Origin of the sequence: Sphingomonas lacusdianchii, from assembly GCF_022664395.1 — a bacterium.
GTDB lineage: Bacteria > Pseudomonadota > Alphaproteobacteria > Sphingomonadales > Sphingomonadaceae > Sphingomonas > Sphingomonas lacusdianchii.
Map to the genome: position 1 here is coordinate 327,908 of NZ_JAKRET010000002.1, position 26,737 is coordinate 354,644.

18 protein-coding genes and 1 tRNA gene are annotated in these 26,737 nt (G+C 67.2%); 8 read left to right on the top strand and 11 right to left on the bottom strand.

Annotated features, from left to right (window positions below; genetic code table 11):
• Positions 1-6 precede the first annotated feature (6 nt).
• From MF607_RS04285 to MF607_RS04295, 3 genes are all read left to right on the top strand, one after another.
• Entirely contained in the window at positions 7-2,394 is a 2,388-nt protein-coding gene (locus MF607_RS04285) for an ATP-binding protein (RefSeq protein ID WP_242116232.1), read from the top strand.
• 56 nt (positions 2,395-2,450) lie between these two features.
• Positions 2,451-2,804 (top strand): response regulator, encoded by a 354-nt coding sequence (locus tag MF607_RS04290; protein WP_242116233.1) that lies wholly within the window; start codon positions 2,451-2,453, stop codon positions 2,802-2,804.
• 85 nt (positions 2,805-2,889) lie between these two features.
• Positions 2,890-4,464 carry an MFS transporter gene (locus MF607_RS04295; RefSeq protein WP_242116235.1) on the top strand — a complete coding sequence of 525 codons (1,575 nt, stop codon included), beginning with the start codon at positions 2,890-2,892 and terminating at the stop codon, positions 4,462-4,464.
• Between the two features lie 187 nt (positions 4,465-4,651).
• Here MF607_RS04295 and MF607_RS04300 read toward each other — a convergent pair whose 3' ends face one another.
• Together MF607_RS04300 and MF607_RS04305 are read right to left on the bottom strand one after the other, a co-directional pair.
• On the bottom strand, positions 4,652-6,442 hold the full coding sequence (locus MF607_RS04300) for a sensor domain-containing diguanylate cyclase (RefSeq protein WP_242116240.1): 1,791 nt from the start codon (positions 6,440-6,442) through the stop codon (positions 4,652-4,654).
• A 167-nt stretch (positions 6,443-6,609) separates the two neighbouring features.
• The gene (locus MF607_RS04305) at positions 6,610-6,993 is read right to left on the bottom strand and encodes an STAS/SEC14 domain-containing protein (protein WP_242116243.1); all 384 of its coding nucleotides are present in this window, start codon (positions 6,991-6,993) and stop codon (positions 6,610-6,612) included.
• A 201-nt stretch (positions 6,994-7,194) separates the two neighbouring features.
• Between MF607_RS04305 and recA the strand changes: the two genes are divergently transcribed.
• Both recA and MF607_RS04315 read left to right on the top strand, forming a co-directional pair.
• Positions 7,195-8,289: a recombinase RecA gene (recA, locus tag MF607_RS04310; RefSeq protein WP_277925701.1), complete on the top strand. Its 1,095-nt coding sequence runs from the start codon at positions 7,195-7,197 to the stop codon at positions 8,287-8,289.
• Positions 8,290-8,510: 221 nt separating this feature from the next.
• Complete coding sequence (locus tag MF607_RS04315; RefSeq protein ID WP_242116246.1) at positions 8,511-9,155, top strand: glutathione S-transferase family protein; 645 nt, start codon at positions 8,511-8,513, stop codon at positions 9,153-9,155.
• 282 nt (positions 9,156-9,437) lie between these two features.
• Here the strand turns inward: MF607_RS04315 and MF607_RS04320 are convergent, their stop codons facing one another.
• The 3 genes from MF607_RS04320 to MF607_RS04330 all read right to left on the bottom strand — a co-directional run bounded on the left by MF607_RS04320 (position 9,438) and on the right by MF607_RS04330 (position 18,501).
• A complete protein-coding gene (locus MF607_RS04320) occupies positions 9,438-13,967 on the bottom strand; it encodes an autotransporter domain-containing protein (protein WP_242116249.1) in 4,530 nt (1,509 codons plus the stop codon).
• A gap of 4,125 nt (positions 13,968-18,092) precedes the next feature.
• Positions 18,093-18,344 (bottom strand): hypothetical protein, encoded by a 252-nt coding sequence (locus MF607_RS04325; RefSeq protein ID WP_242116252.1) that lies wholly within the window; start codon positions 18,342-18,344, stop codon positions 18,093-18,095.
• Between the two features lie 80 nt (positions 18,345-18,424).
• Positions 18,425-18,501: transfer RNA gene (locus tag MF607_RS04330), tRNA-Arg, on the bottom strand.
• Positions 18,502-18,557: 56 nt separating this feature from the next.
• Between MF607_RS04330 and MF607_RS04335 the strand changes: the two genes are divergently transcribed.
• Positions 18,558-19,307, top strand: coding sequence for a queuosine precursor transporter (locus tag MF607_RS04335; protein ID WP_242116256.1), 750 nt, complete (start codon positions 18,558-18,560; stop codon positions 19,305-19,307).
• A gap of 1 nt (position 19,308) precedes the next feature.
• Here the strand turns inward: MF607_RS04335 and purQ are convergent, their stop codons facing one another.
• Both purQ and purS read right to left on the bottom strand, forming a co-directional pair.
• Positions 19,309-19,977, bottom strand: a complete 669-nt coding sequence (gene purQ / locus MF607_RS04340; protein ID WP_242116257.1) for a phosphoribosylformylglycinamidine synthase subunit PurQ — start codon at positions 19,975-19,977, stop codon at positions 19,309-19,311.
• Entirely contained in the window at positions 19,974-20,204 is a 231-nt protein-coding gene (gene purS, locus MF607_RS04345; RefSeq protein ID WP_242116258.1) for a phosphoribosylformylglycinamidine synthase subunit PurS, read from the bottom strand. The genes purQ and purS overlap by 4 nt, the downstream gene beginning before the upstream one ends.
• Before the next feature lie 132 nt (positions 20,205-20,336).
• Between purS and MF607_RS04350 the strand changes: the two genes are divergently transcribed.
• Together MF607_RS04350 and MF607_RS04355 are read left to right on the top strand one after the other, a co-directional pair.
• The gene (locus tag MF607_RS04350) at positions 20,337-20,816 is read left to right on the top strand and encodes a PH domain-containing protein (RefSeq protein ID WP_242116267.1); all 480 of its coding nucleotides are present in this window, start codon (positions 20,337-20,339) and stop codon (positions 20,814-20,816) included.
• Complete coding sequence (locus MF607_RS04355; RefSeq protein ID WP_242116273.1) at positions 20,813-22,234, top strand: PH domain-containing protein; 1,422 nt, start codon at positions 20,813-20,815, stop codon at positions 22,232-22,234. The genes MF607_RS04350 and MF607_RS04355 overlap by 4 nt, the downstream gene beginning before the upstream one ends.
• Here MF607_RS04355 and MF607_RS04360 read toward each other — a convergent pair.
• The 4 genes from MF607_RS04360 to MF607_RS04375 all read right to left on the bottom strand — a co-directional run bounded on the left by MF607_RS04360 (position 22,223) and on the right by MF607_RS04375 (position 26,679).
• The gene (locus MF607_RS04360; RefSeq protein ID WP_242116277.1) at positions 22,223-23,497 is read right to left on the bottom strand and encodes a cell wall hydrolase; all 1,275 of its coding nucleotides are present in this window, start codon (positions 23,495-23,497) and stop codon (positions 22,223-22,225) included. The genes MF607_RS04355 and MF607_RS04360 overlap by 12 nt on opposite strands.
• Positions 23,494-24,414 carry a cysteine synthase A gene (gene cysK / locus MF607_RS04365; protein WP_242116279.1) on the bottom strand — a complete coding sequence of 307 codons (921 nt, stop codon included), beginning with the start codon at positions 24,412-24,414 and terminating at the stop codon, positions 23,494-23,496. The genes MF607_RS04360 and cysK overlap by 4 nt, the downstream gene beginning before the upstream one ends.
• On the bottom strand, positions 24,411-25,739 hold the full coding sequence (locus MF607_RS04370) for an MFS transporter (protein WP_242116280.1): 1,329 nt from the start codon (positions 25,737-25,739) through the stop codon (positions 24,411-24,413). The genes cysK and MF607_RS04370 overlap by 4 nt, the downstream gene beginning before the upstream one ends.
• A gap of 112 nt (positions 25,740-25,851) precedes the next feature.
• The gene (locus MF607_RS04375; RefSeq protein WP_242116451.1) at positions 25,852-26,679 is read right to left on the bottom strand and encodes an alpha/beta fold hydrolase; all 828 of its coding nucleotides are present in this window, start codon (positions 26,677-26,679) and stop codon (positions 25,852-25,854) included.
• Positions 26,680-26,737: the final 58 nt, after the last annotated feature.

The following is a 26,737-nucleotide window of genomic DNA, read 5'->3' on the forward strand; positions in this document are numbered from 1 at the left end:
CTATCCATGCTGCCGAAATTTTCCGCCGGGCCGTCGCCGGTACTGCCGTTGATTACCGCGCTCGCCGCCGGGGTCGTCGCGGGTGCCATCATCCTTTGGATGATCGGCAGCGTCCCCGTTGCGGCGGGCTTCGCGGCGGCGGCGGTGGTGCTGGCGGGCGTCGCGCAGGCGGTGCTGCACTGGACCGATACCCGCGCGCCGATCGAACCCGGTATCGACTGGTCGCTGGTGCAGACCATCGCCGCCACCTGTCCGCACGCGCTGGCGGTGACCGATCGCGCCGGACGGCTGGTCAGCGCCAACGACCGGTTCGCGACGATGTTCGGCGGCTACCCGACTCCGCCTGGCGTGCTCGGCGACGGGGTCGATGCCAATACGCTCGCCGGCGCCGCGCGATCGGCATGGCGCGACGGGGAGGCGAAGGCGACGGTGCGGCAGGGCGACGCCCCGCTCAACGTGACGCTTTACCGCGCCGGCGACAATATGCTCGTCTGGCAGTTCGAGGGCGGGCAGGTCATCGCCGAGGCGGTGTCGATGCGCACCATGATCGCCGGCACCGCTGGCGACCGGCTGGGCGCGGCGGGGGTGATGCTCGCGCTGCTGACCCCCGATGGTCGCATCCGCGCCGCCAACCGCGTGTTCCGCGCCCGCGCCGTCGGCAACGAGGACGCGGCGATCGATGGGCGCGACTTCGCCCGTTTCCTTGTCACCGACCATCGCGGCCGGGTCCGTTTCGAGCGTGAGGGGTTGGGCGGCGACCCGTTGCGGATCGTGCAGGTGCCGATCACAGACGATCCGGCGGGGCCGATGCTGGTGGCGCTGCTCGACGAGGAAGAGGCACCGGTCGGGCTGATGCCGATCGCTGCGCCGGGTTCGGCGGGGCAGGTGCGGGCGCTGGTGTCGCTGCTGCCGGTCGGCATGGCGCTGGTCGATCGCGACGGGCGCTTCCTGCACATGAACGACGCCTTCATCCGCGCGACCGGCGTCAATCCGGTCGCGCCGCCGCTCTATCCGGGCGATCTGGTGGTGCGCGAGGACAAGGCGGCACTGGCCGATGCCGTGCGCCGTTTCGCCGGGGGCGCGCAGCACAATGCCGACATGGCGGTCCGGCTGGCCGATCGTTCCGACGAACCGATCGCGCTGACGATCGCCGGTGCGCGCGGGCTGGGCGAGGCCGCCGTCGTCCTGTCGCTGCGCGATACGGGCGAGGAGGGCAAGCTCAAGCGGCAGGTGGCGCAGGCGACCAAGATGCAGGCGGTCGGCCAGCTCGCCGGTGGCGTCGCGCACGACTTCAACAACATCCTGACCGCGATCATCGGCCATTGCGACCTGATGCTGATGCGCCATTCGCCCGGCGACAGCGACTATGACGACATTCAGCAGATCCGCGCCAACTCGAACCGCGCCGCCAGCCTGACCCGCCAGCTCCTCGCCTTCTCGCGCCAGCAGACATTGCGTCCGCAGGTGTTGCAGCTGCCCGACGTCATTTCCGAGGTTTCGAACCTGCTCAAACGCCTGCTCGGCGAAACCGTGCAGCTGGTCGTCAACCACGGGCGGGGTCTGGGGTCGGTCCGCGCCGATCCGGGGCAGCTCGAACAGGTCGTCGTCAACCTCGCGGTCAATGCCCGCGACGCGATGCTGTCGCAGGGCGGCAACCGCAACGTCCTGACCATTGAGACGCTGGCGACCAGCGCACAGGAAGTCCGCGCGATGGACGACGACGTCCTGCCGGTCGGCGATTATGTGACGCTCAAGGTCTCCGACACCGGCACCGGCATCCCGCCCGAAATCCTGCCCAAGATCTTCGAACCCTTTTTCACTACCAAGGAAGTCGGGAAGGGGACCGGCCTCGGCCTGTCGACCGTCTATGGCATCATCAAGCAGTCCGGCGGCTATATCTTCGCCGAATCGCGCGCCGGTCGCGGCGCGACCTTCGTCATCCATCTGCCGGTCCATGCCGCCGCCGCGGAGCCGCCGCGCATCGGCACCAATCCGAAGCTCAAGACCGAACCTACCGCACCGGCATGGGGATCGGGCACGATCCTGCTGGTCGAGGACGAGGATATGGTCCGCGCCATCGCCGAACGCGCGCTGACGCGGCAGGGCTATACGGTGATGACCGCCGAGAATGGCGAGGCGGCATTGGAGTTGCTTGCCGACCGCCCGCATATCGACCTGTTGATCTCGGACGTGGTGATGCCGACCATGGACGGCCCGACGATGGTCGGCCACGTACGCAAAGTCTATCCGACCTTGCCGATCCTGTTCATGTCCGGATATGCCGAAGAGCAGTTGCGCCGGTCGATTGATCTGGATCAAGTTTCGTTCCTGCCCAAGCCGTTTTCGGTCCAGCAACTGGCCACGGCGGCGCGCGACGCCTTGGCAAAGACCTGAGCCGCCGCCGAATCCTGTTGCGGTGTTCCTGCTTTGACCGCTAAGGACCGCCGGGTATGACTTCGCCCGCGCGTATCCTCGTTGTTGAGGACGAACCCCTGATCGCCATGATGCTCGAGGATTTCCTCGACCTGCTGGGGCGAACCGTCACCGGCACCGCCGACAGCGTCGCTTCGGCGATGGCTGCCGTCGATCAGGGCGGCATCGATGCGGCCATTCTCGACGTCCATCTGCGCGCCGGTGAAAAGAGCTGGCCGGTCGCCGACAAGCTGGCGGCGGCGGGCATTCCCTTCGTGCTCGCGACCGGCGGATCGGGCGACATGATCGAACCCGGCCACCGCGACCGCCCCGTCCTGTCGAAGCCATTCACGATGGACGCGGTCGAGAAGGTGCTGAACGAACTGGGCTGATGCGCGCGGATATCCGCAACGCCCGGCCGACATAACCGCTTCACCGCACCGCCCGTACCCGCTAACCCCGCCACGGGAGAGGCGCATGGGTTCGATCAAGTCGACATTATCCGACCGGCAGGCCGTCTGGGCGTTCGTGCTCGGCTGTGTCGCGGTGACGATCGGCGTCGTCGCGCATCTGCCGATGTTCGCGATGGCACGGTCGATGGGCTATCATCTGGCGGGTATGCCGATGGACGGCTCGATGCTGGGCGGGATGGCGTTGATCGTGCTCGGCACGCTGGTCGCCGCCTATGGCCTGCTCCCCCGCGACCTCGCCGCACAGCGCGCCGCCGCCGCCGACATCGTCGTCGCCGCGCCCGAGGATGCCGAACTCGGCCTCGCCCATTGGGGGCTGATGGCGGTGCTGGTCGTGGCGCTGGTCATCGACGTGATGAAGCCCGCCTCGCTGGGCTTCACCGTGCCCGGCATGATTTCCGAATATGGCGTGCCCAAGCGCACCGTGTCGCTGGTGCCGTTCTTCGCGCTGGCCGGTACCGTGACCGGATCGGTGCTGTGGGGCTGGATCGCCGACGTCTATGGGCGAAAGGCGTCGATCCTGTTGTCGGCGGTGATGTTCGTCGGCACGTCGATCTGCGGCGCGATGCCCAGCCTCGCGTGGAACATCGCGATGTGCTTCATGATGGGCGCGGCGGCGGGCGGCATGCTGCCGGTCACCTATGCGCTGCTCGCCGAGATGATGCCCAACCGCCATCGCGGCTGGAGTCTCGTGCTGGTCGGCGGCCTCGGCGCGGTCGGCGGCTATTTCGCGGCCAGCGGCATTTCGGCGATCCTGCAACCGATCTTCGGCTGGCGCATCCTGTGGCTCGCCAACCTGCCGACCGGGCTGACGCTGGTGCTGCTCGGCGCGCTCATTCCCGAATCGGCCAAATTCCTGCTCGCGCGCGGCCGGGTGCAGGAGGCGGAGGCGGTGATGCGCCGCTTCGGTGCGAAGGCCAGCCGCGCGCCCGTCCGCATCACTGGCCCGCGCGCGACCGCGCTGACCGGCATCAAACTCTATGGCAAGCTCGCCGCGCTCAGCATCTGCGCGCTGTCCTGGGGCCTGGTCAATTTCGGCTTGTTGCTCTGGCTGCCCGCCGATCTGGTCGCCAAGGGCTATTCGGTCGGCGTGTCGAGCCGCCTGCTCGCCGAAAGCGCGCTAATCGCCTTTCCCACGGTGTTCCTTGCCGCCTTTCTCTACAGCCGGTGGAGCACCAAATGGTCGCTCGCGGTCATGATTGCGCTGACGCTCGCCGGGCTGTTGCTGGTGCTGCAGCTCGAACTGGCGGGCAGCGGCAGCCCGGTGCTGCCGGTCGCGCTGCTGATCGTCGGCACCAACGGCATCATCGCCATCGTCCTGCCCTATGCCGCCGAAAGCTTTCCGATGCGGGTGCGTGGGCGCGCGACCGGCTGGGTCGCCGCCTGTACCAAGGCGGGCGGGCTGATCGCGCAGGGGCTGACCATCGGCGGCGTGGCGCTGTCGATGGGATCGTCGTCGCTGCTGGTCATGGTCCCCACCGCGCTGTCGCTGGCGCTGGTCGCGTGGTTCGGGCGCGAGACCCGCGGCCGCGACCTGCGCGATCTCGACGCCGACAACGGCCAGATCGGCCACGCGGCGTAAAGTCTGATCTGCGTGGATGGAAGCGGCACCAGCCCGCTCCCCCGCTCGACTACTCAATCAGGATACGCTGTGGGTGGTCGGGTGGGGGTTAACCCTGCAAAGTATTACTTTGCAGGGACCCGTGGGGGAGTGGGCCGGTGCCGCCCGATCCGGCTTTGCCGGATCAGACTCCCGGCCCGACCCGCCGCTACGCCGCCAGCCGCAATGCGTTGCGCCCGGCGCGCTTGGCGACGTACAGCGCGGCGTCCGCCCGGCGCAGCAGCCCCTCGGCGCTTTCGCCGGGCATCAGTTGCGCGACACCGATGCTGATCGTCACCCGCGGATCCCGTCCGCCGGCCTCGATCGCGCACCGCACCCGCTCCGCCGCGCCCACCGCCGCATCGGCACCCGCATCGGGCAGGACGATGACGAACTCCTCGCCCCCGAACCGGCCCAGCGTATCGGTCGCACGCAACTGGCCGGCGGCATTGGCGGCGACACGCTTCAACACTTCGTCGCCGCCATGATGGCCGAACTGGTCGTTGATCCGCTTGAAATGGTCGATGTCGAACATCGCCACCGATACTGGTCGGCCATGGCGCAGCGCCTCCCGAACCGCTTCGTCGAGCGCCAGCGAGGTGCGCCGCCGGTTGGCGATGCCGGTCAACTGGTCGGTCTCGGCCATGATCGTGGCGCGTGCTGCCGCTTCCTCGGCCCGGATGCGCGCCGCCTGCAATGCGGTTTCGTGCGCGACCTGCGCGGTAATGTCCTGGATGATCCCGAACAGCGCGGGCGGATCGTCATCGTCGCGGACGTCGATCTCGCCGCGGGACAGCACGTGCCGGATTTCCCCATCGGGCCGCACGATGCGCGCGGTGAAGACGAAGCCGTGCCGCCGTTCGATCGCCGCGCCGATCCGTTCGGACACCAGCGCGCGATCCTCGGGATGATAGGCGTCGATCGCCGCATCCAGCGCGGGCGGGACGTCGCCCTCGATGCCGTGGATGCGGAATACCTGTGCCGACCAGCTGATCGTCCCGGTCCCGGTGTCGAGCCGCCAATGGCCGACATTCGCGGCACTTTCTGCCAGTTGCAGCAGCCGCATCTTCTCGGCCAGCCGGTCCATCAGCGACCGGCGCGCCGCCAGCAGCGCGGCGACCGGCAGCGATGCGGCGAACAGCGACACAAGGTAGAATTGGACGAAGATGCCGCGCGGGAGCACACCGGCACGGTTCAGCCCGGGCAGGTCCGAATCGAGGGCCAGCGCGATCGAACTGACGACCGCGACGATCAGCACGCCGCCCGCCGCGCCGATCGGACCCAGCCGGAATGCCGCGAACAGCACCGCCAGCATCGGCAGGAACAGCAACGGATAGCTTTGCTGGGCAAAAGCGATCGTGGTGATGGCCAGCACCGCTGCGAACACCCGCAGCATGACGCTTTTGTCCGGCAGGTTGCCGTTCTTGGGACGGCGCAGCGCGTCCGCTACGATCAGCAGCAGCGGCGTGACGACCAGCATGCCCAGCAGGTCGGTCGTGAACCATGCGATCCATGTCTGCATCGTCGGATGGGGGGTCAGGATCGCGGCGATCGTCGCGCTGCCTGCGGTGGCGATGGTCGCGGCCATGCAGAAACAGGTCAGCCCGGTCAGGTCGGTGAACGAAATGCGACACCGGGCGCGCTTGTGCAGCAACCACACCGCAAGGACGGATTCGGCCATGTTCGCCACGGTGAAGACAGTGGCGATCCACCACCCGTTTCCGGTGCCCAGATTGGCGGCGATGCTGGCGATGGCGGCGGCGGCGACGTGCCAGCCGGCCTGTCGCCGCGGCGCGATCAGCAGCGCCGCGAACAAGATACCGCTCGCGGGCCACAGCGTCGCGATGCCGATGCCGCCCCGCGTCAGGAACAACGCGACGGCAGCGGCAAGATAATAGGCGATGCCGGTCGCGAGGACAGGCAGGGAAGGGCGGAGAATAGGAGCGACCTTCTGTTCCATCGGTTTTGGATACAATTGAATGGTTGACGAAGTATTTGTATTTGTTCGGTTCGAGCGCTGGTGCGGGGTATGCCCGACGATCGTCTCGCCCCACGCGGTCCGGCCGATGCCCGCCGGCCGATCGGGGTGGCCGTGCGGACATCCGCTTGGACTGCGATCGGCAGTGGTCAGTCCTGCATCGTCGTCCGGTCGGCCGTCAGCAACCATTTCAGCGCCTCGGCCCGGTCGGTGAAGAAGCGGAACTCTTCATGTTCGTCCGTGGCGCGCTTCGCCTGCAGTCTGGTCAGCGCGCCATCGGTATAGACCGCCACCCGCTTCGACCGGACGGCCGGGTTCTCCATCATCGCGGCAAAGGCGGCCATGACTTCCTGCGTCTGAACCATCGCGCCGCTATAGTTGCACAGGCTGAGCGGCGCGCGGCCCGTCGCGCGGATTCGGTGGATCGCATGCTCGACCGCCCGGCCGAACTCCTCCATCGTATCGATCGTCCACAGACCGGTCATCGCGGTCTCGAACACGCCATGTTCCAGATCGACGGTGACACTGAACACGCCTGCGTCCTTTCGCTGCCTCGCTCCGTCGCCACGCCTATCCGCGCCCGGTTAACGGAAGGTGGAACGCGGTACCGGGAGCGCATGATCTTGCCGGAGCGGCGCACGCAGCACTTGCGGAATGGGAACAAAACGAATACATGGAAATCCAACAAGGCGCGTTGAACCCTCGACGCGGTTGCTCTACGCGAAAGGCTGGACATGGCGGCAAATCTGAAGGCGGTCGATAGCAAGATGGCGGCGGCAAACGACAAGGCGGCGGGCGAACGGCAAAAGGCGCTCGACGCTGCGCTGGCGCAGATCGACCGTGCGTTCGGCAAGGGTTCGGCGATGAAGCTGGGCCAGAAGGAAGCGATGCAGGTCGAGGCGATCTCGACCGGGTCGCTCGGCCTCGACATCGCGCTTGGTGTCGGCGGCCTGCCGCGCGGGCGCGTGATCGAAGTGTACGGGCCGGAAAGCTCGGGCAAGACCACGCTCGCGCTGCACGTGATCGCCGAGGCGCAGAAGAATGGCGGCACCGCCGCGTTCGTCGACGCCGAACACGCGCTCGATCCGGTCTATGCGAAGAAGCTGGGCGTCAACATCGACGAACTGATCGTGTCGCAGCCCGATACCGGCGAACAGGCGCTGGAGATCACCGACACGCTGGTCCGCTCGAACGCGATCGACGTGCTGGTGGTGGATTCGGTCGCCGCTCTCGTGCCGCGTGCGGAGATCGAGGGCGAGATGGGCGACAGCCATGTCGGCCTGCAGGCGCGTCTGATGTCGCAGTCCTTGCGCAAGCTGACCGGCTCGATCAGCCGCTCGCGCTGCATGGTGATCTTCATCAACCAGCTGCGCATGAAGATCGGCGTGATGTACGGCAATCCGGAAACGACGACCGGCGGCAACGCGCTGAAATTCTACGCCTCGGTCCGTCTCGACATCCGCCGCACCGGCCAGATCAAGGACCGTGACGAGATCATCGGCAACGCCACCCGGGTGAAGGTGGTGAAGAACAAGGTCGCCCCGCCGTTCAAGCAGGTCGAATTCGACATCATGTACGGGCAGGGCATTTCGAAGATCGGCGAGATCCTCGATCTGGGCGTCAAGGCCGGGCTGGTCGAGAAATCGGGCGCGTGGTTCAGCTATGACAGCGTGCGGATCGGGCAGGGGCGGGAGAATGCCAAGACCTTCCTGACCGAACATCCCGAACTGCGCGACAAGCTCGAAGCATCGATCCGCCAGCGCACCGAAAAGGTCGCGGAAGAGATGATGACCGGTCCCGACGCCGAGGACGACGACGACGATCTGTGATCGGTGACACTATCGGGCGGCCAAGGTGCCGCCCGATCCTTGTTCGCTTATCGCTTACCGGTTGATCGAAGACGATTTTTCGTCGCCGATCCGGACCCGTCCAATGTCCGTTCCGTGTAACCTTCGTCAACTTCCACCGATCCGGTAACGTCCTCGTGCAACCTCGTTCGGCCTGCCGCATTGATTCGGCCAAGCCGCTGACCGCACACAGGGATGTTCCGATGATCGTCGTCCACCACCTTGAAAACTCCCGCTCGCAACGCGTCCTCTGGCTGCTTGAGGAACTGGGGCTTCCCTATGAAGTGAAGCGCTACGAACGGAACAAGGCGACGATGTTGGCGCCCCCTGAACTGCGCCGCATCCATCCCCTGGGCAAATCCCCGGTGATCGAGGACGATAGCGCCGCCGCGACCGGCGGGCCGCTGGTCGTCGCCGAAACCGGTGCGATCGTCGAATATCTGGTCGAGAAGGCCGATGGCCGGCTGGGATTACCCGCACACCGCCGTGCCGCGCTCCATTACCGTCACTTCCTCCATTATGCCGAAGGCTCGCTGATGCCGCCGCTCCTAGTGAAGCTGGTACTCGGCCGCGTCCCCCTGCTGGGCAAGGCGGCGCAGAAGAAGATCCAGCCGATGATCGACGTCCATCTCGACTATGTCGAATCGCACCTGACCGCGAACCCATGGTTCGCCGGCGAAGCGCTGACCGCCGCCGACATCATGATGAGCTTCCCCCTCGAAGCCGCGCGCAGCCGCGCCGGCCTCGACGCGACCCGCCCCCGCACAATGGCCTGGCTGGACCGCATCCACGCCCGCCCCGCCTATCAGGCCGCGCTGAAGGCCGGTGGGGTCTATGCCTATGCCTGATCGACGGCGGTGGCGCGCCCGAGGTGAAAGCGATGGGCACTCGGATCATTGGGAAATTCTGGTCGAGATGCCGGGCTCAAAGCCGATGAGCAAGGTCGATAATCACGGGATGTGCTTTGGATGTTTCGGGCGCGAACGGCAACGTGCGGTACGGTTCGAGATGGGGGAAACAGCCGCACACCTATAGAAGCGCTATTATAGCCTTCGCCCATGCCGCAACGGGATCGACATCCCGCTGCGGCATCGTCATCACCTTGGGAAGGAGGGCAGAACACGCTCCCGTTACCAGCGATGGAGGAAGTTCACCTTCACGCCATGATCCTGCGTACGCTGGCTGCCCACCTGACCGGTATAGGCGAGCGACAGGGTGGTCGCCGGGGATACCCGCCAGTCGATCCCGCCCTGTGCCACCATCGCATCCCGGGCGATCGGTACACCGGCTACGGTGAAGCCTTGATCAGCTTCGGCGAAACGAACCAGTGCCGAGGGATGCACGTCGCCATAGGCGTGGCGATAGGCGAGAAGCCCGCGCAGCAGCAGCGGCGTTTCGGTGCCCAGCAGGGCACGGGGGCGATCCTGGACCTGCATACCCACGGTCGAAGTGGCGATGTCATAGGCCGAAGAATTTGCCGTCAGTGCCGATGCGCCGCCGCGTTCCGCGAAACCTTTACGCGTCATGTGCAGCACCGCGCCGCCGATGAACGGCTCGACATAGCCGGTCGCGGATCGGATCAGGTAGCCGGCCTCGCCGAACGCCTGTCCGAGATCGCCGCCATAACGGGACGATGCGGTGTCGCTGAGCGTCGGGAAGGACGGTATCCGCTTCGTCCTGAGGTTCGCATCGCTATAGCTGACGCCAAGCCGTAGCTGTGTCGCGCCGAACGTGGTGCCAGCATAGGCGCCGCCGAAGACGCCGTCGATCGACGCATCGGAATTGCGGTCCGCTATGTCGAGTGAGCTATGGGTGTAGCCGCCCGCGATGCCCAGCCGCCATGTCGAGCCGGCCAGGGTATCGATGCCGAGCAGCAGCCCGCTGTGCTGCTGCCGCAAGCGTGCGGCGTTGTTGTCGCTGCCGGTCGTGCCGAATGTGCCGAAGCCTTGCCCCCAGATCGCCGAGCGGCGCGGCCTGACGCTCTGCGCAGATGCGCCAGCGCCACCCTCGCTGCTGCCGATCTCACCATAGCGCAAGCGGTCCAGAATGGCCTCACGCACGATATGGGCGGTTTCATAGCGGGCGTTCACGGCGCTGGCGTGGACTTCGCCCGACAGCATGTCGAAGGCCCGCCGTCCCTGATCGGCGGAAAGGGTGACGATCGCGTCGTACAACGTGCCGCCGACGCCCAACGATTGCGACGCCACGCCTGCGGCACGCTGGTTGGGCGTCGACGCGACGGTGCTGAACTGCACATCGTTGCGCGAGAGCGTCAGAAAGGCATTGTTCGCGTCATACGAGAGGTTCGGCGTCAGAAAGGCGAAATTTGCGGTCACGTCGGCGAACTGCCCCGCCACTCCGCCCGCCGCCGTGAGGATCGTATAGCGTGTCCGGGGCGCATACACCCCGGTGTCGGCATTCACCATCACGGTGCCGCCCTGAAGCGTGGCGACGCCGGAGGACAGCAGGCGGTCGGAGGCTCCGGCCGCATTGTCGTCTATCCGGTAGAACGACCCTGCGGCGAACAGCAAATCGCCCTTCACCGACAGCGCGCCGATCGTCCCGTTCGTTCCCGGTGCCACGGAGGCGCCCGCCGCCACGACGAGGCCACCGACGCTTCCCGTGCCGCTGAGCGTCGCGCCGCGTGCGACCGATACGTTCGAGGCGAGCGTGCCGGTGACATGCAGCGTGCCGGCATCGACGGTGGTGCCGCCGGAGTAGCTGTTGTTGCCGGAGAGGATGAGCGTTCCGGTGCCGACCTTGGCAAGGCTGGTGGTATTGGAGCCATCGACGATGGTGCCGGCATAGACGGTGGTGGTGTCGGCCGATCCGATCACGATGTGGCCGTTGCGCAGCACCGCGCCGCTGCTGCTGCCCGCCAGCGCACCGACGCTGAGGGTCGTGCCGCCAAGATCGACGAGCCCGTCGTTGGTCAGCGTGCCGATGCCGGTGACGGGCCCGGTGACGGACAGGCTGCCGGTATTGGCGACATCGCCGGTCAGGGTGCCGGAAAGCTGCGCGGTGCCGGTGTTGGCGAGGCCACCGGCGAGCGTGCCGGTCGAGACGAGCAGCCCGGCATTGCGGAAAGCCTGGCTGGCGGTCGCCAACGTCCCGGTGTTGGTCACGGTCGCCCCGGCCGCGTTGGTCACGTCGCCCAGGAAGGAGCCCGCGTTGGTCAGGCTGCCGGCATTGTCGAACAGCCCGGCCAGTCGATAACTGCCCGTATCCGTCACCGCGACGGCGGCAGCGGCGGTGTTGGCCAGCGTGGCATTGCCGGTGGCGGAGCCGGTGATGGTCAGGCTGCCCGCCTGGTTGACGACCGCGCCGTCGATCTGTCCGCCCGACACGATGACCGTGCCGCCGTTGGTCAACCCGCCGGTGAGGATGCCCGAGGTGGTGAAGCTGCCGCTGTTCGACACCGGACCGCTGATGGTGCCGGTGTTGCTGGCGGTGCCGGCGTTGGTCAGCGCCGCCGCCAGCGTCCCGGCATTCCGGAAGGTCGCGCCGCCGGCGACCGAGACGGTCGAGACGAGCGAGCCCCCGGTCCCCAGCACCAGCGTGCCCGCGGTGACGCTGGTCGCGCCGTCGTAGCTGTTGGCGCCGGTCAGCGTCAGCGTGCCCGCGCCGATCTTGTTCAGCCCGAAGCTGCCGCCGGTGCTGGTCAGGGCGCTGTCGATCGTCGCGCCGACACCGCCGTCGACGTTGACGAAGCTCTGCCCGGGGGTCGAGAACGGGTCGCCGGTCAGGTTGAGGCTGCCGCCGGTCAGGCGATAGCCATCGACCGTGAACTGCAGCCCCTGCATGTCGGGCGTGCCGGCCAGCGTGACGGTGCCCGCCGTGCCGCCGAAGATGCCGACGCCCGACTGCCATCCGGTATTGACGACGCTGGCCGGACCGCCGGTCCAGTTGGTGTTGCCGGCATTCCAGGTGGCGGTGCCCCCCTGGCCGCCCGGCCCGGCGCCGGTCGTGTCGGTGCCGTCCCAGAATTGCAGCGCCTGCCCGCCATTGGAGACGAGCAGGTTCACCTGTCCCGGAATGTCGGTGAAGACATGGTAGGTCTGCGCGGTCGGCGAGGTGATCGTCGCGAAGGCACCACCGAGCGCACCGCCATAGTCGAACAGGCGATAGCTGCCCGCGACCGGGGAGGCCGCCGCATTGGCGCTGTTGACGAGGCTGAGGGTGCCGCCGAGCGTGAGGTTGCCGCCGACCGTGACCAGATCGTTGGTCGACCCGCCCACCACGCCCGGCGTGCCGAGCTCGAACAGCGACGTGGCCCCTCCCGTCAGCGTGTAGTTGCCCGCGACGGTCAGGGCGCCGGGCGAGTTGCCCGCCGACACGATGCCGCCCGTATTGACCGTGACCGAGCCCGCGAAGCTGCCCGAACCATGTAGCGTGCCACCGGCGTTGACGTTGAGCGTGGCGGTGTTGGCCGCGGTGTCGCCGAACACGCCGTCAATGGCCAGGATGCCGGCATTGACGTTGGCGGTGCCGGTGAACTGCCCCGCCGTCGCGCCGTTCGTCCCCGTCAGCCGCAGCAATCCCGCACCCGCCTGCGTGAAGGTGCCAGCGCCGCTGATCGTATTGGCGAAGGTGACAGCGTCCGAGCGGTTGAAGACCAGCGCCGCGTTGGTGGCGATCGTGCCGTCGACCCAGCCGATGGCACCGCCATTACCGATCTGCAGCGTGCCGGCATCGACGGTGGTGCCGCCGGAGTAGCTGTTGTTGCCGGAGAGGATGAGCGTTCCGGTGCCGACCTTGGCAAGGCTGGTGGTATTGGAGCCATCGACGATGGTGCCGGCATAGATGGTGGTGGTGTCGGCCGATCCGACCACGATGTGGCCGTTGCGCAGTACCGCGCCGCTGCTGCTGCCCGCCAGCGCACCGACGCTGAGGGTCGTGCCGCCAAGATCGGCGAGCCCGTCGTTGGTCAGCGTGCCGATGCCGGTGACGGGCCCGGTGACTGACAGGCTGCCGGTATTGGCGACATCGCCGGTCAGGGTGCCGGAAAGCTGCGCGGTGCCGGTGTTGGCGAGGCCACCGGCGAGCGTGCCGGTCGAGACGAGCAGCCCGGCATTGCGGAAAGCCTGGCTGGCGGTCGCCAACGTCCCGGTGTTGGTCACGGTCGCCTCGGCCGCGTTGGTCACGTCGCCCACGAAGGAGCCGGCGTTGGTCAGGCTGCCGGCATTGTCGAACAGCCCGGCCAGTCGGTAATTGCCGGTATTCGTGACCGCGACGGCGGCAGCGGCGGCGTTGGCCAGCGTGGCATTGCCGGTGACGGAGCCGGTGATGGTCAGGCTGCCCGCCTGGTTGACGACCGAGCCGTCGAGCTGTCCGCCCGACACGATGACCGTGCCGCCGTTGGTCAGCCCGCCGGTGAGGATGCCCGAGGTGGTGAAGCTGCCGCTGTTCGACACCGGACCGCTGATGGTGCCGGTGTTGCTGGCGGTGCCGGCGTTGGTTAGCGCCGCCGCCAGCGTCCCGGCGTTCCGGAAGGTCGCGCCGCTGGCGACCGAGACGGTCGAGACGAGCGAGCCCCCGGTCCCCAGCACCAGCGTGCCCGCGGTGACGCTGGTCGCGCCGTCGTAGCTGTTGGCGCCGGTCAGCGTGAGCGTGCCCGCGCCGATCTTGTTCAGTCCGAAGCTGCCGCCGGAGCTGGTCAATGCGCTGTCGATGGTCGCGCCGGCACCGCCGTCGATGTTGACGAAGCTCTGCCCGGGGGTCGAGAACGGGTCGCCGGTCAGGTTGAGGCTGCCGCCGGTCAGGCGATAGCCATCGACCGTGAACTGCAGCCCCTGCATGTCGGGCGCGCCGGCCAGCGTGACGGTGCCCGCCGTGCCGCCGAAGATGCCGACGCCCGACTGCCATCCGGTATTGACGACGCTGGCCGGACCGCCGGTCCAGTTGGTGCTGCCGGCATTCCAGGTGGCGGTGCCCCCCCTGGCCGCCCGGCCCGGCGCCGGTCGTGTCGGTCCCGTCCCAGAATTGCAGCGCCTGACCGCCATTGGACACGAGCAGGTTCACCTGCCCCGGAATGTCGGTGAAGACATGGTAGGTCTGCGCGGTGGGCGACGTGATCGCCGCGAAGCTGCCGGCGAGCGCCCCGCCATAGTCGAACAGGCGATAGCTGCCCGCGACCGGCGAGGCCGTCGCATCGGCGCTGTCGACGAGGCTGAGCGTGCCGCCGAGCGTCAGGTTGCCGCCGACCGTGACCAGATCGTTGGTCGCGCCGCCGACGACGCCCGGCGTGCCGAGCTCGAACAGCGACGCGGCCCCTCCCGTCAGCGTGTAGTTGCCCGCGACGGTCAGGGCGCCGGGCGAGTTGCCCGCCGACACGATGCCGCCCGTATTGACCGTGACCGAGCCCGCGAAGCTGCCCGAACCATGTAGCGTGCCACCGGCGTTGACGTTGAGCGTCGCGGTGTTGGCCGCGGTGTCGCCGAACACGCCGTCAATGGCCAGGATGCCGGCATTGACGTTGGCGGTGCCGGTGAACTGCCCCGTCGTCGCGCCGTTCGTCCCCGTCAGCCGCAGCAACCCAGTGCCCGCCTGCGTGAAGACGCCCGTGCCCGTCAGCGTGTTGGCGAGCGTAAAGTTGCTGGTGCCGTTCACGACCAGCGCGCCCGCAGCCCCGATCGCCACCGAGCCGACGAGGTTGCCCGGCGTCGTGCCGATCGCGAGGGTACCGGAATTGACCTCGATCGCGTTCCCACCGGCGCTGGCGGCGGCGATGGTCCCGGCATTCGCCAGCTGCGTCGTGCCACTGCCGGACAGGCGCAGGCCGACCGCGCCCTGCACCCGTTGCCCGGTGGCTACCGTGACGAGGTTGCCGGCACCGTTGCCGCTCAGGTCGATGCCCGCGTTGCCTGCACCGCTGGAGGTGATGGTGCCGGTCGCGCGGACCTGCACCGTGCCCGCCCCGGCAGAGACGAAGATCCCCGCGCCGTCCGCCGCCGTGGTGGTGCCGGCCGTGATGGCGACATTGCCTGCCCCGGTGGTCGTCGCGGAGATGCCCCTGGAGGCGCCGACCACCGTGCCGGCGGTGATGGCGATCGCGCCGCTGCCGCTCACGGCGACGTCGATCGCACGGCCGCCGCCGCCTGTCACCGTGCCTAGCGGCGCGGCCGAGGTTCCGAGCGTGATGTTCCCGCTGGTCGTGTCGGCGTGGATACCGATGTAGGAGGTGCCGGTCACCGCGCCGTTGCCGCTGACGGTGACATCATTCGTCCCGGTGCTGGCGTAGATGCCGTAGCCACCGGAGATCAAACCGCTGCCGGTGTTCGTTATCGTGCCGCCGAGCTGCGCGTACACGCCGCTGCGGACATTGTTCGGCGCGATCACCGACCCGGTGTTGTTGAAGGTACCGCCCTGAAGGTGGATGCCGTCCGACACCAGGCCGCCCACGGTGATAATGCCAGCGTTGGAGAACGTGCCGCCCGCGGTGAGTTCCACCGCCTGTATGGTCCCGCCGGGGACGAGCTGAACACCGTTGGTAGTGAGTGTTCCAGCGGCGCCGAGCGCGATGGTGCCGGCGTTCGCCACGATCGAGCCACCTGATATCGCCCCGGTCAGGGTCGTGGTGCCACCGCCGATCTGCTGCACCACACCGCCGCCGGTGATCGCCCCCGCCACCGTCAGCGCGTCCGACCGGTTCAGGGCCAGAACGCCGTTGTTCGTGATCGCGCCGGGCAACGTGCCCGCCGTGCCGCCCGCACCGATCTGCAAGGTGCCCCCCGCCGTGATGGTCGTGCTGCCCAGGAAGCCGTCGTTATTACCGCTGAGGAGCAGCGTGCCGCCATTGACTGAAATCGTCGACGCATTGGATCCCAGGCCGCTCAGGCTGCCTGAAATGGTCCAGGTGCTCGTGCCGTCCTTGATGATCCTGCTGAAGTTGAAGAGGCTGCCCGGGATGATCGAGGATGGTCCGGGGTCGCTCGCGTTGCCGAGCAGGCGCAGTTCGTTCGTTCCGCCACCGCCGTTGATGGTGCCGGTGAAGGTCGCTCCCTTGTAGAATTGCAGGAGATCGTCACCGGATCCCATGGACATGGAGCCGTTGAACTGCGACCCTCCGTTCAGGGTGATGGAATTCGCGCCACTGCCCAGGCTGAGGTTTCCGTTGACGACGCCGGTTGCGCCGTTCGTGAAATTGACGGCGACGTTACCGCCGCTGTCGATGACCGCGCCGTTCCCTGACGTTCCGGCCTGGATGGTGCCGTTATTGCTGATGGTGTTCGCCAATGTATTGGCGCCGGCGAGATTCTGAAACCAGATCGTGGGGCCGCTGTCGTTCAGCGTGGCGATTTTACCGCCCTGATAGATATTGATCGTATTGCCGTTGCCGGTCGGGTTGATGACCTCGTCGCCTTGGCCGGTCCGACCGAGCCCCAGCGCGTCGGATTGAACGATGCCGTAGATGTCGATGACCGAGTTGTTGCCGACCTCGATCGTATTGGCGCCGATCCCCTGAGGGCCGGTGCCCGTCGGGTGCCCGTTCAGCGCCGGCCCGCCGCTATGGCTGTGGACCGTCGCCTTGGCGTTGATCGTGATGTGGGTGTTATCGCCCAGGCTGATCGCAGTGCCATTACTGTCGAAGGTGCCTTCGGTGGTACCGTCGCCAACCGTGACCGTGGTGATCGTCGTCCCCCCAGCCGATGGACCGATGACGCCGTCACCATTGTTCGTCGGTACGGTGCACGTGACGCTGCCCGCGCTCCGGGCGCACGCAGCATGCGCGTCCGTGGCCCCCATCGCAACGATCAAGGCGGTGATCGATACACCGATTTTCCCCCGGGTCCGGCTATTGTTCGGAAAGGGAAAGAGGGCGCAAGCGGCAATTTTGCGCGACGACGTACCAAGACTTTTATTAGTGTGCATGTGGTCCCGACCGGTGCATCAACAATGAAAGTATCGCTAGCACTTCTCCTGCCATGCAATGGTAAGCAATCAATTAACTAGGGATTCCTACTTATAAGCAACTGAATATACTTTTGATATTCCATGAAAAATATATACGGAGATCGATGTTAAGATTAGACCAGTGGTACTGCTGTTTATGAGGCCAGTTCGATCGCGGGTCTCTGGTCCATTAATGTCGGCGGAGACGAGCCGGACATGAAAATGTTCATTTATGTCGCACAAAAAAAGCCTTTATTCTGAAGCAGGCCAAGGCAGACACATCGTTCGCTGAGGCGATCCGCCGGATGGCGACTCCGGTCCGGGATCGAGACCGTCCGAAAACGTTCCAGCGGCGGAGCGGGGGCGAGCGCTGTGCGGGAAAGTAGCACGAGAGCCGGCGTCCTCACGCCCCCGGGCGCAAGATAGGGCGGGATGAACGTCGTGGAAGGCCGTATCGGGCGTGAGGGTGGCACGTTCGGGGTCGGATCAACCCTGCACCGCTCGGGTCAGTCCCGGCACGCCGGTGAGGGTGATGGCGCGTCTGAGATTATTGGCCGACGCGGTCAGGCTGAACTCGGCGCGGACCTTCTCCCAGCCCACGCATTAGGTAAGCACCCCGGTTCATCCACTGCTTGATCCAGCCGAACGAGTGTTCGACCGTGCATTCGCGGATGATGAGGATGCCCGCCGTTTCGCGAGGTGTGCTGACATGCGCTCGGTGATCCCCGCGATTGATACGCCGCCAACGACCCTTGGTACAGCGCGCCCTGATCTGGCAGCCAGCGAAGGCGGCGGGACAACAATACTGGACCGGTAGATGCCCGTGCGTCACCAGGCGTAGCGGGTGTCCAGCACCTGTCCGCCGAGCAGTGATAGACGTTGGCCTCGGAATCCTAGCGGAACCGCTCCGAGGGGAAGAGACCGTTACCGACGGCAGTGCCCCGGTGCGGGCGCGGAATGTGCGGCGTGATGGCGCTCGCCTCGTACGCGACGATATCATCGCCCGAGTGATACCCCATGTCGGCAACCGCATCGATCAGCTCGATGCCGCGTGCGTCCATCGCTGCTATGGTGGTGGACGTCAGCAAGCCCCAGTCGTTGCAGGCATTGGTGACGTGCTGCTCGACGATCGAGCTGCTTCGCATTGACCGCCAACCGTGCCCTCGAACGCCCTGGCGTCGGCGATATGTCCGCCGATGACACGGTTCGTACCTTCTTGGGTAGTTGGCGCACCCGGAGGGATTCGAACCCCCGACCAAGGAGGTAGAAGCTCCTTGCTCTATCCAGCTGAGCTACGGGTGCCCGCCGCTTCGTTAGCGTGGATTGCGGCATAGCGGAACCGCTATCATAACGCCGCCATGCACGAACCGTCCGATCCCCCCTTGTCCCGAATCGACGCCGGTACGCTCCCGGCGCAGGGGTTTCGCCATTTCGATATCGTCATGGCGGCGTTCGTCGCGATCCTGTTGCTGTCGAACATCATCGGCGCGGGCAAGGTCGCGGCGATCGACGTCGCCGGCACGCCGTTCGTGTTCGGCGCGGGCATCCTGTTCTTTCCGGTGTCCTATGTGATCGGCGACGTGCTGACCGAAGTCTATGGCTATGCCCGTGCGCGACGGTGCATCTGGGTGGGGTTCGCCGCGCTGCTGTTCATGGCGTTCATGGCCGCCACGGTCGTCGCCATGCCGCCGGCGCCCGGCTGGGTCGGGCAGGGTGCCTATGAAACCGTGTTCGGACAGGTGCCGCGCATCGTCTTCGCCTCGATCGCCGCCTTCTGGGCCGGCGAGTTCGTCAACGCCTATGTCCTTGCCCGGATGAAGATCTGGACCGGGGGGCGCGCGCTGTGGACGCGGACGGTCGGATCGACGGTGGTGGGGCAGGCGGTCGACAGCGTGATCTTCTATCCGCTGGCGTTCCTCGGCGTGTGGCCGACGGGGCAGGTGCTGACCGTCATGGTGACCAACTGGGCGATGAAGGTCGGCTGGGAAGTCGTGCTGACGCCGGTCACCTATGCCGTGGTCGGCTGGTTGAAGCGGCGCGAAGGCGTCGACGTGTTCGATGCCGCGACCGACTTCTCGCCCTTTGCGGGCGAGCGTCGGTCGCGATAATTCAGGCGCCGACGCGCGCCAACAGCCCTTCGAACAGCGCGCGACCGTCGCGGCCGCCATGCGCTGCTTCGATGCGGCGTTCGGGATGCGGCATCATGCCCAGCACATTGCCCCCGGCATTGACCAGTCCGGCAATGTCGCGCGCCGATCCGTTGACCGGTTCGGCATAGCGGAACGCCACTTGACCCTCGCCCTCGATCCGGTCGAGCGTCGCATCGTCGGCGACATAATTGCCGTCATGATGCGCCACCGGCACGCGGATCGTGTTGCCGGGGCGATAGCCGCTGGTAAAGGCCGACTTGGTCTCGCCCACGCGCAGCGCGACGTCGCGACAAACGAAAGACAGGCCGCGATTGCGCATCAGCGCGCCCGGCAGCAACCCCGCTTCGGTCAGGATCTGGAACCCGTTGCAGATGCCGAGGACCGGCAGCCCCTTGCCCGCTGCATCGACCACCGCGCGCATCACCGGCGATCGCGCCGCGATCGCGCCCGAGCGCAGATAGTCGCCATAGGAGAAGCCGCCCGGCACCGCGACCAGCCCGATATCGTCCGGCAGGTCGGTGTCGCGGTGCCACACCATGGTCGGCGCGGTGCCGGTGACCGATTCCAGCGCCACCGCGATGTCGCGGTCGCAGTTCGAGCCCGGAAAGACGATGACGGCGGTCTTCATGCCCGTTCGACCCGATAGTTTTCGATCACCGTGTTGGCGAGCAGCTTGCGGCACATCGCGTCGATCGTCTCGTCGTCGGTGCCATCGGCTACCTCCAGTTCGATCAGTTTGCCGACCCGCGCCTCGCCCACGCCCGCAAAGCCGAGCGAGGCCAGCGCATGTTCGATCGCCTTGCCCTGCGGATCGAGTACGCCGTTCTTGAGCGTCACGACGATGCGGAGTTTCATGGAAATTGCCTCAAGTCCGAATGGGGAGTTGTCGCGGGCGCTATGGCCCCCCATGCGCCCGCGCACAAGAGGCGTGGGGCTCCACCGCCGGATTCGCTTGAGCGCGCCGTATTGCCTGCCTATCACACTGCCATGGACCATATGCCTCTTACGCTTGCGCCGCTCGACCGGCGGTTCGTCACCGTCCTGCGCTGGCGGGCGGCGGTCGCCGCCCTCATCGTCCTGGTCGTCTGCGGTATCGGGGAGGCGATCCTGTATCGACAGGGCTGGCCGAACGGGATCGCGGGGGCCGTGGCGATCGCCATCGCGCTGTGGCTGGTCGGGATCGCGCCGCCGCGTCGCTTCGTCCATTGGGGGTTCGCGCTCGACGAACGCGAACTGCATATCGCCCATGGCTGGCTGACGCGGGTGCATACCATCGTGCCGATCGGCCGGGTGCAGCATATCGACCTGACCCAGGGGCCGATCGAGCGCGGCTGCGGCGTCGCGACGCTGGTTCTGCACACCGCCGGTACCGACCATAGTCTGGTTACCGTGCCCGGGCTGGCGCGCGAACAGGCCGAAATGGTCCGCGATCGCATCCGCACCGCGATCGAAGCATCGCCGTGGTGAATGAGGGGCCACGCCGGCTGCATCCCGGCACCATCGTCCTGCGCATCGTTACCAAGGCACCGCAACAGGTCGCCGGACTGGTCGCGCTCGCCGCCGCCACATCCCGTTCCGGTACCGAGGTGATGTTCGGCATCGTCGCTGCGCTGATGATCGGGGCGGGGCTGTTTACCTGGATACGGTGGCGATCCTTCACCTATACCATCGCCGATGGTGCGTTGACGATCGCGGACGGCGTTCTGCAGCGCAAGCGCCGGTCGATTCCGTTCGAACGGATCCAGGACGTCTCGATCGACCAGAAGCTGCTGGCGCGACCGTTCGGGCTGGCGCGCGTGCGGATCGAGACCGGCGGCGGCGAAGCGGACGAGGCGACGCTGGACAGCGTGACGCTCAGCGAAGCGGCGCGGCTCCGTGCTGTTCTGCGCGGGGCCGTGCCGTCGGTCGCTGTCGATGCTGCCGCGGAGGGACCGGCGCGCGACGTCGTGTTCGCCATGTCGCCCCGGCGGGTCCTGACGATGGGGATGTTCGGCTTCTCGCTGGTCTGGGTCGGTCTGTTGTTCGCGGGTCTCAACCAGGTCGGCGACGTGATCGGATGGAACTGGATCGATGTCCGCGACTGGGCCGGTGTCGCGCGGCAGGAGGCGATGGCGCTTGCCACGCCGTTGTTCGCGGCGATGGCGGCGGTCGTCGCGGTGCTGGTCGGGGCGATCAGCGGCGTCCTGCGCACCCTGCTGGTCGAACATGGTTTCCGGCTGGAGCGCGAAGGCGATCGGTTGCGTCGGGTCCGGGGCCTGGCCACCCGGACCGAAATCGTGCTGAGCCTGCGCCGCGTCCAGCTGGCGCTGATCGAACGCGGGATGGTCAGCGGGCGGCTGGGCTGGGCCGGGCTGCGGTTGCAGACGCTGGGCGGCAGCGACGATGCCTGCGGACGGCAGAGCGTCGCCCCGTTCGCGCGCGAGGATGAGGTTGCGCGCGTGCTGGCGGCGGCGGGCTATGCCCCGTTCGATCCGCTGCCGCTGCGGCCGGTGGCGTTCGGCCATGTGCTGCGGACCGGGCTGGTCCGGGGCGGATTGCCGCTGATCGGCGTGATCGTCGCCATGGTCTTCCTGCCGCTGGCCGGGCTGGCGCTGTTGCTGGTGCCGATCCCGGTCGTCCTTGCCGTACTGGCCCGGCGGCGGCACCGCTATGCGATTGTTGGCGATACGTTGCAGGTGACGCGCGGCGTGTTGTCGAAACAGGTGTGGATCGTGCCGCTCGCCCGTATCCAGGCGGTGTCGGTGCGGCGGTCGGTGTTGCAGCGGCTGCTCGGGCTGGCGACCGTCCATGTCGATACGGCCGGTGCCAAGGGGTTGGGCCGGCCGAACATCGTCGATGTCGCGATCGACGATGCCGAGCGGCTGGCCGCGACCCTACTCCGCTGACGGGGCGGGAGCCGGATCGCCGGTCCGGCGTACGCCCGAAAGCGGTGGCACCTCGCTCCGCGCGGCGGATGGCGCGGGTGGCGGGGCGGACAGGGCGCGGCGCATGCATGATGCGGCGGGCCGCGAGACGAGCTGACAATTCCACAGCTGTTTCTCGACGCCCGCGCCCCGGTCGCGCAAATAGCTGAACGACATGGTATTGAGCGCGGCCGGCTCCCATGCCAGCCCGGCACGCGCTGGAACGGCGGCGGGATCGCGCCAGCCAAGGAACTTGCACCGCGTCCGCTCGCCACAGGTCGCCTGTGCCAGTGCCGGCCATTTGTCGGGGGTCAAGCTGTCCAACGGCACGAGGAAGGTGACCGGATCGTCGCTGCTCGGGCGCGGCAGCGCAGCGGGCGCGAAGCTGCCGGTCAGCACGCCCGCCTCCTGTTCGACCGCCAGCACTTCGGGCAGTTTGTGCGCAGACGAATAGGGCGCAAGCTGTTCGATCCGCGGCTCGACCGTGCCGACGATCCGGCGGAACGCGCCCGGCGTGCCCCACCATCCTGCCCAGCGGAAGAACAGATGCGTGTCGACCGCCGCGATCTTGTCGAGGCTCGACTGCCAATAGGGAACGACCCAGTCGGTATGGTAATGCGTCGCATAGCCGACCGGCGCATAGACGCTGCCCGCCAGCGCCGCCGCCGCGACCTTGCGCGCGCGGTCCCAGAAGGGCTGCGGATAGACGCGGGCGAGCGCACCGTCGCAGGTGAAGGTGAACTGGCAACCGGTGGTCCGCTCCGATCCCTGAAACACCACGCCGCACACGCTCTTGGGAAAGGCCGGATGGCGCAGCCGGTTGAGCACGACCTGTGCGACCGCGCGCTGCCCCTTCGCATCGTCGCCCGCTTCGTAGAGGACGGCGGCGGCAAGGCAGTCGGTCGCGCGGGTGCGGTTGTCGAGGTCACCGGCAAAGCGGAACGGCCGCGCCGCCGGGTTGGGACCAGTGACGAACGGCACCGTCGCATTGAAGGCGCGCGCGTCGTCCGGCTCCAGCGCACGATATTCGATCGGTTCGACCGGGGGAGGGGGCGCTTCGGGCGACGACGCTGTCACCTGTCGCCGTTGCTCGTTCTGCTCGGCAGCGGCGTGGATCGGCGGGGTCGATCGGATCAAAATCGCGGGCACGGCGACCGCCGCGACCGACAGCGCCACGAGGACGCCGTCGATCGCGATCGATCCGCTGCCGATCCTGTGCCGTTCGACCACCGCCGCGTCGCTCATTGTTCGGGCAGGAAGTCGGGGACCGACAGATAGCGTTCGCCGGTGTCGTAGTTGAAGCCGAGCACGCGGACGCCGTCGGGCAGGTCGGGCAGCTTCTGCAGGATCGCGGCCAGCGTCGCCCCGGACGAAATGCCGACCAGCATGCCTTCCTCACGCGCCGAGCGCCGCGCCATGTCCTTCGCCACGCCGGCATCGACCTTGATGACGCCATCGATCGCGCGGGTGTGGAGGTTGGCGGGGACGAAGCCCGCACCGATGCCCTGGATCGGGTGCGGACCCGGCTGCCCACCCGAAATGACCGGGGAAAGGTCGGGCTCGACCGCATAGACCTTCAGGTTCGGCCACTGCGCCTTCAGCGTCTCGGCGACGCCGGTAATATGGCCGCCGGTGCCGACGCCGGTGATGATGACGTCGATCGGCGCATCGGCGAAGTCGCTCAGGATTTCCTGTGCGGTCGTGCGCACATGGACGTCGATGTTCGCAGGATTTTCGAACTGCTGCGGGATCCACGCATCGGGTGTTTCGGCGGCGAGTTCATGTGCCCGCTCGATCGCGCCCTTCATCCCCTTTTCGCGCGGGGTCAGATCGAAGGTCGCGCCGTAAGCCAGCATCAGGCGGCGGCGCTCGATGCTCATGCTCTCGGGCATGACGAGGATCAGCTTGTACCCCTTGACCGCCGCGACCATCGCGAGGCCGACGCCGGTGTTACCGCTGGTCGGTTCGATGATCGTGCCGCCGGCTTTCAGGTCGCCCGACGCCTCGGCCGCCTCGATCATGGCCAGCGCGATGCGGTCCTTGATCGACCCGCCGGGATTCGACCGTTCGGACTTGATCCAGACCTCGGCATCGCCGAACAGCCGCTTGACGCGGATATGCGGTGTATTCCCGATCGTTTGCAGGATGGTATCGGCCTTCATGGCTGGGTCTCCTTAGCCGTGACTTCGAGATCTTTGGGGGGCGTGAAGCTACGCGCGGCGCGCAGTTCGGGGAAGAGCTTCGACCAGAGCATGGTGACGCCGATCGCCAGCACGCCGCCGCCCGCCACGGCCACGACCGGCCCGACCAGCGCGGCGAGGAAGCCCGAGCGTGCCTCGCCCAGTTCGTTCGAACCCGATACGAACAGCGTCGACACCGCACCGACCCGCCCGCGCATCGCATCCGGCGTATGCAGCTGGATTAGCGACTGGCGGACATAGACCGACACCATGTCGGTCGCGCCGACCACGAACAACGCGGCCAGCGCCAGCAGTGCGGCAGGGGCGAAGTCGCTGCCGATCGCCGCCTGCCCGAATATCGGGAGCAGCAGCGGCGCGGACAGGCCGAACAACGCGGTCGCCGCACCGAAACCCATCACCGACAACAGCATCTTGGCACCGACATCCTTCGACAGCGGCTTCACCGCGAACACCGCCGCCACGACCACCGCGCCCAATGCCGGCGCGGCGCGAAGATGGCCGAGGCCGTCGGCGCCAATCTGCAGGATGTCGCGGGCATAGATCGGCAGCATCGCCGTCGCGCCGCCGAGTAGCACCGCGAACAGGTCTAGCGAGATTGCCCCGAACACCAGCCGGTTGCGCCGGACATAGGACAGTCCGTCGAGCATCTGCCGCCAGGGATTGGCCTTGCCCGCGATCACCGCACGCGGGATCGGCGGGATCAGGAACAGCATTGCCAGCCCGAACAGGAACAGCCCGGCCGACACCGCATAGGGGACGTAATGGCCCGCGGCGTACAGATAACCGCCCATCGCTGGGCCCAGCACCGATCCGCCCTGCCATGCGATCGAACTCATCGCGATCGCGGTCGGCAGCACGGTGGCGGGGACAAGATTGGGGGCGAGTGCCTGCAACGCCGGACCGGCAAAGGCGCGCGCGACGCCCAGCATCGCCGCGACGAAGAACAGCCACGGCAGGGTGATGCCGCCGCTATAGGTCAGCCAGGCGAGCAGCAGCGCGCAGCTTCCCTCCAGTGCCACCGATCCGCGCGCGATCCAGCGCCGGTCGATCCGGTCGGCGATCCAACCCGCTACCAATGACAGGACAAGCAGCGGCAAAAACTGCGCCACGCCGATCAGCCCCAGCTGAAACGCCGATTGCCGGATCGTCATCGTCTCGCGCGCGATGTCGTACACCTGCCAGCCGATGACGACGACCATCGCGATCTGCGCCAGCGTGTTCGACAGCCGGGCGAGGAAATAGGCGCGGAACGCCGGAATGGCGAAGGGGTGCGGGGACGCGGACATGGGGTGGGGGTTTAGGTCCGCTGTTGGGCCGGGGCAATGCAGATCGGCTTGGGGGGTATTGGTTTGGGCTTTGGCGGCGTCATCCCGGCCTGCGCCGGGATGACGCCGGTCGTTACCGCCGCCCGAGGAACGACAGCAGGTCGTCGGTCAGCCGGTCGCTCTCGGTCGCGAACAACCCATGTGGCGCGCCGTCATATTCGATCAGTTCGGCATTCGGCAGCGCGTTCGCCAGTGCGCGGCCGGTCGCGTCGATCGGCACGGTCTGGTCCGAGGTGCCATGGATGATGAGTGTCGGCACGGTGATCGACGGCAGGTCGGGGCGGAAGTCGGTGGTTCCGAACGACTCGGCACAGGCCAGCGTCGGCTTCAGCCCCGCGAGCATCGCCGTATTCCACGACAGGTCGAGCACCTCCTCACTCACCGGGCTGGTAATGAAGCCCACGCCGTAGAACTGGTCGAAGAAGGTACGGAAGAATTTCGGGCGATCCGCCTTGATATTGTCGGCTATCTCCTGAAGCTGATCCTGCGGCACGCCGTCGGGATTGTCCTCGGTCTGGAGCATGTAGGGCACGACCGAACCGATGAAGCCGACCCGGCTGACGCCCTTGCCGCCATGGCGCGACATGTAGCGCGCGACCTCGCCCCCGCCCATCGAGAAGCCGATCAGCGCCGCATCGTCGCTGACGCCGCTTTCGGCCATCACATCGGCCAGATCGTCGGAAAGGCTGTCATAGTCATAGCCCGACCATGGCTGATCCGACCGCCCGAATCCGCGCCGGTCATAGGCGATGACCCGATATCCGGCATCGGCGAGCGCCATCGCCTGCGGGTCCCAGCTATCGGCCGACAGCGGCCAGCCATGGATCAGGACGACCGGGCGACCCTGTCCCCAGTCCTTTACGAACAGGTTGGTACCGTCGCGGGTCTTCACATAGGGCATCGATCGATCCTTGTCCGGGAATTGCCCGACCTGAACGACCGACATGCGCGGGGGTTGC

What these genes read in the sequence shown, in the direction of transcription:
- MF607_RS04285 (WP_242116232.1), top strand. Translation starts at nt 7, where the DNA reads ATGCTGCCGAAATTTTCCGCCGGGCCGTCGCCGGTACTGCCGTTGATT.
- MF607_RS04290 (WP_242116233.1), top strand. Translation starts at nt 2,451, where the DNA reads ATGACTTCGCCCGCGCGTATCCTCGTTGTTGAGGACGAACCCCTGATC.
- MF607_RS04295 (WP_242116235.1), top strand. Translation starts at nt 2,890, where the DNA reads ATGGGTTCGATCAAGTCGACATTATCCGACCGGCAGGCCGTCTGGGCG.
- MF607_RS04300 (WP_242116240.1), bottom strand. Translation starts at nt 6,442, where the DNA reads ATGGAACAGAAGGTCGCTCCTATTCTCCGCCCTTCCCTGCCTGTCCTC.
- recA (WP_277925701.1), top strand. Translation starts at nt 7,195, where the DNA reads ATGGCGGCAAATCTGAAGGCGGTCGATAGCAAGATGGCGGCGGCAAAC.
- MF607_RS04315 (WP_242116246.1), top strand. Translation starts at nt 8,511, where the DNA reads ATGATCGTCGTCCACCACCTTGAAAACTCCCGCTCGCAACGCGTCCTC.
- MF607_RS04325 (WP_242116252.1), bottom strand. Translation starts at nt 18,344, where the DNA reads ATGCGAAGCAGCTCGATCGTCGAGCAGCACGTCACCAATGCCTGCAAC.
- MF607_RS04335 (WP_242116256.1), top strand. Translation starts at nt 18,558, where the DNA reads ATGCACGAACCGTCCGATCCCCCCTTGTCCCGAATCGACGCCGGTACG.
- purQ (WP_242116257.1), bottom strand. Translation starts at nt 19,977, where the DNA reads ATGAAGACCGCCGTCATCGTCTTTCCGGGCTCGAACTGCGACCGCGAC.
- purS (WP_242116258.1), bottom strand. Translation starts at nt 20,204, where the DNA reads ATGAAACTCCGCATCGTCGTGACGCTCAAGAACGGCGTACTCGATCCG.
- MF607_RS04350 (WP_242116267.1), top strand. Translation starts at nt 20,337, where the DNA reads ATGGACCATATGCCTCTTACGCTTGCGCCGCTCGACCGGCGGTTCGTC.
- MF607_RS04360 (WP_242116277.1), bottom strand. Translation starts at nt 23,497, where the DNA reads ATGAGCGACGCGGCGGTGGTCGAACGGCACAGGATCGGCAGCGGATCG.
- cysK (WP_242116279.1), bottom strand. Translation starts at nt 24,414, where the DNA reads ATGAAGGCCGATACCATCCTGCAAACGATCGGGAATACACCGCATATC.
- MF607_RS04370 (WP_242116280.1), bottom strand. Translation starts at nt 25,739, where the DNA reads ATGTCCGCGTCCCCGCACCCCTTCGCCATTCCGGCGTTCCGCGCCTAT.
- MF607_RS04375 (WP_242116451.1), bottom strand. Translation starts at nt 26,679, where the DNA reads ATGCCCTATGTGAAGACCCGCGACGGTACCAACCTGTTCGTAAAGGAC.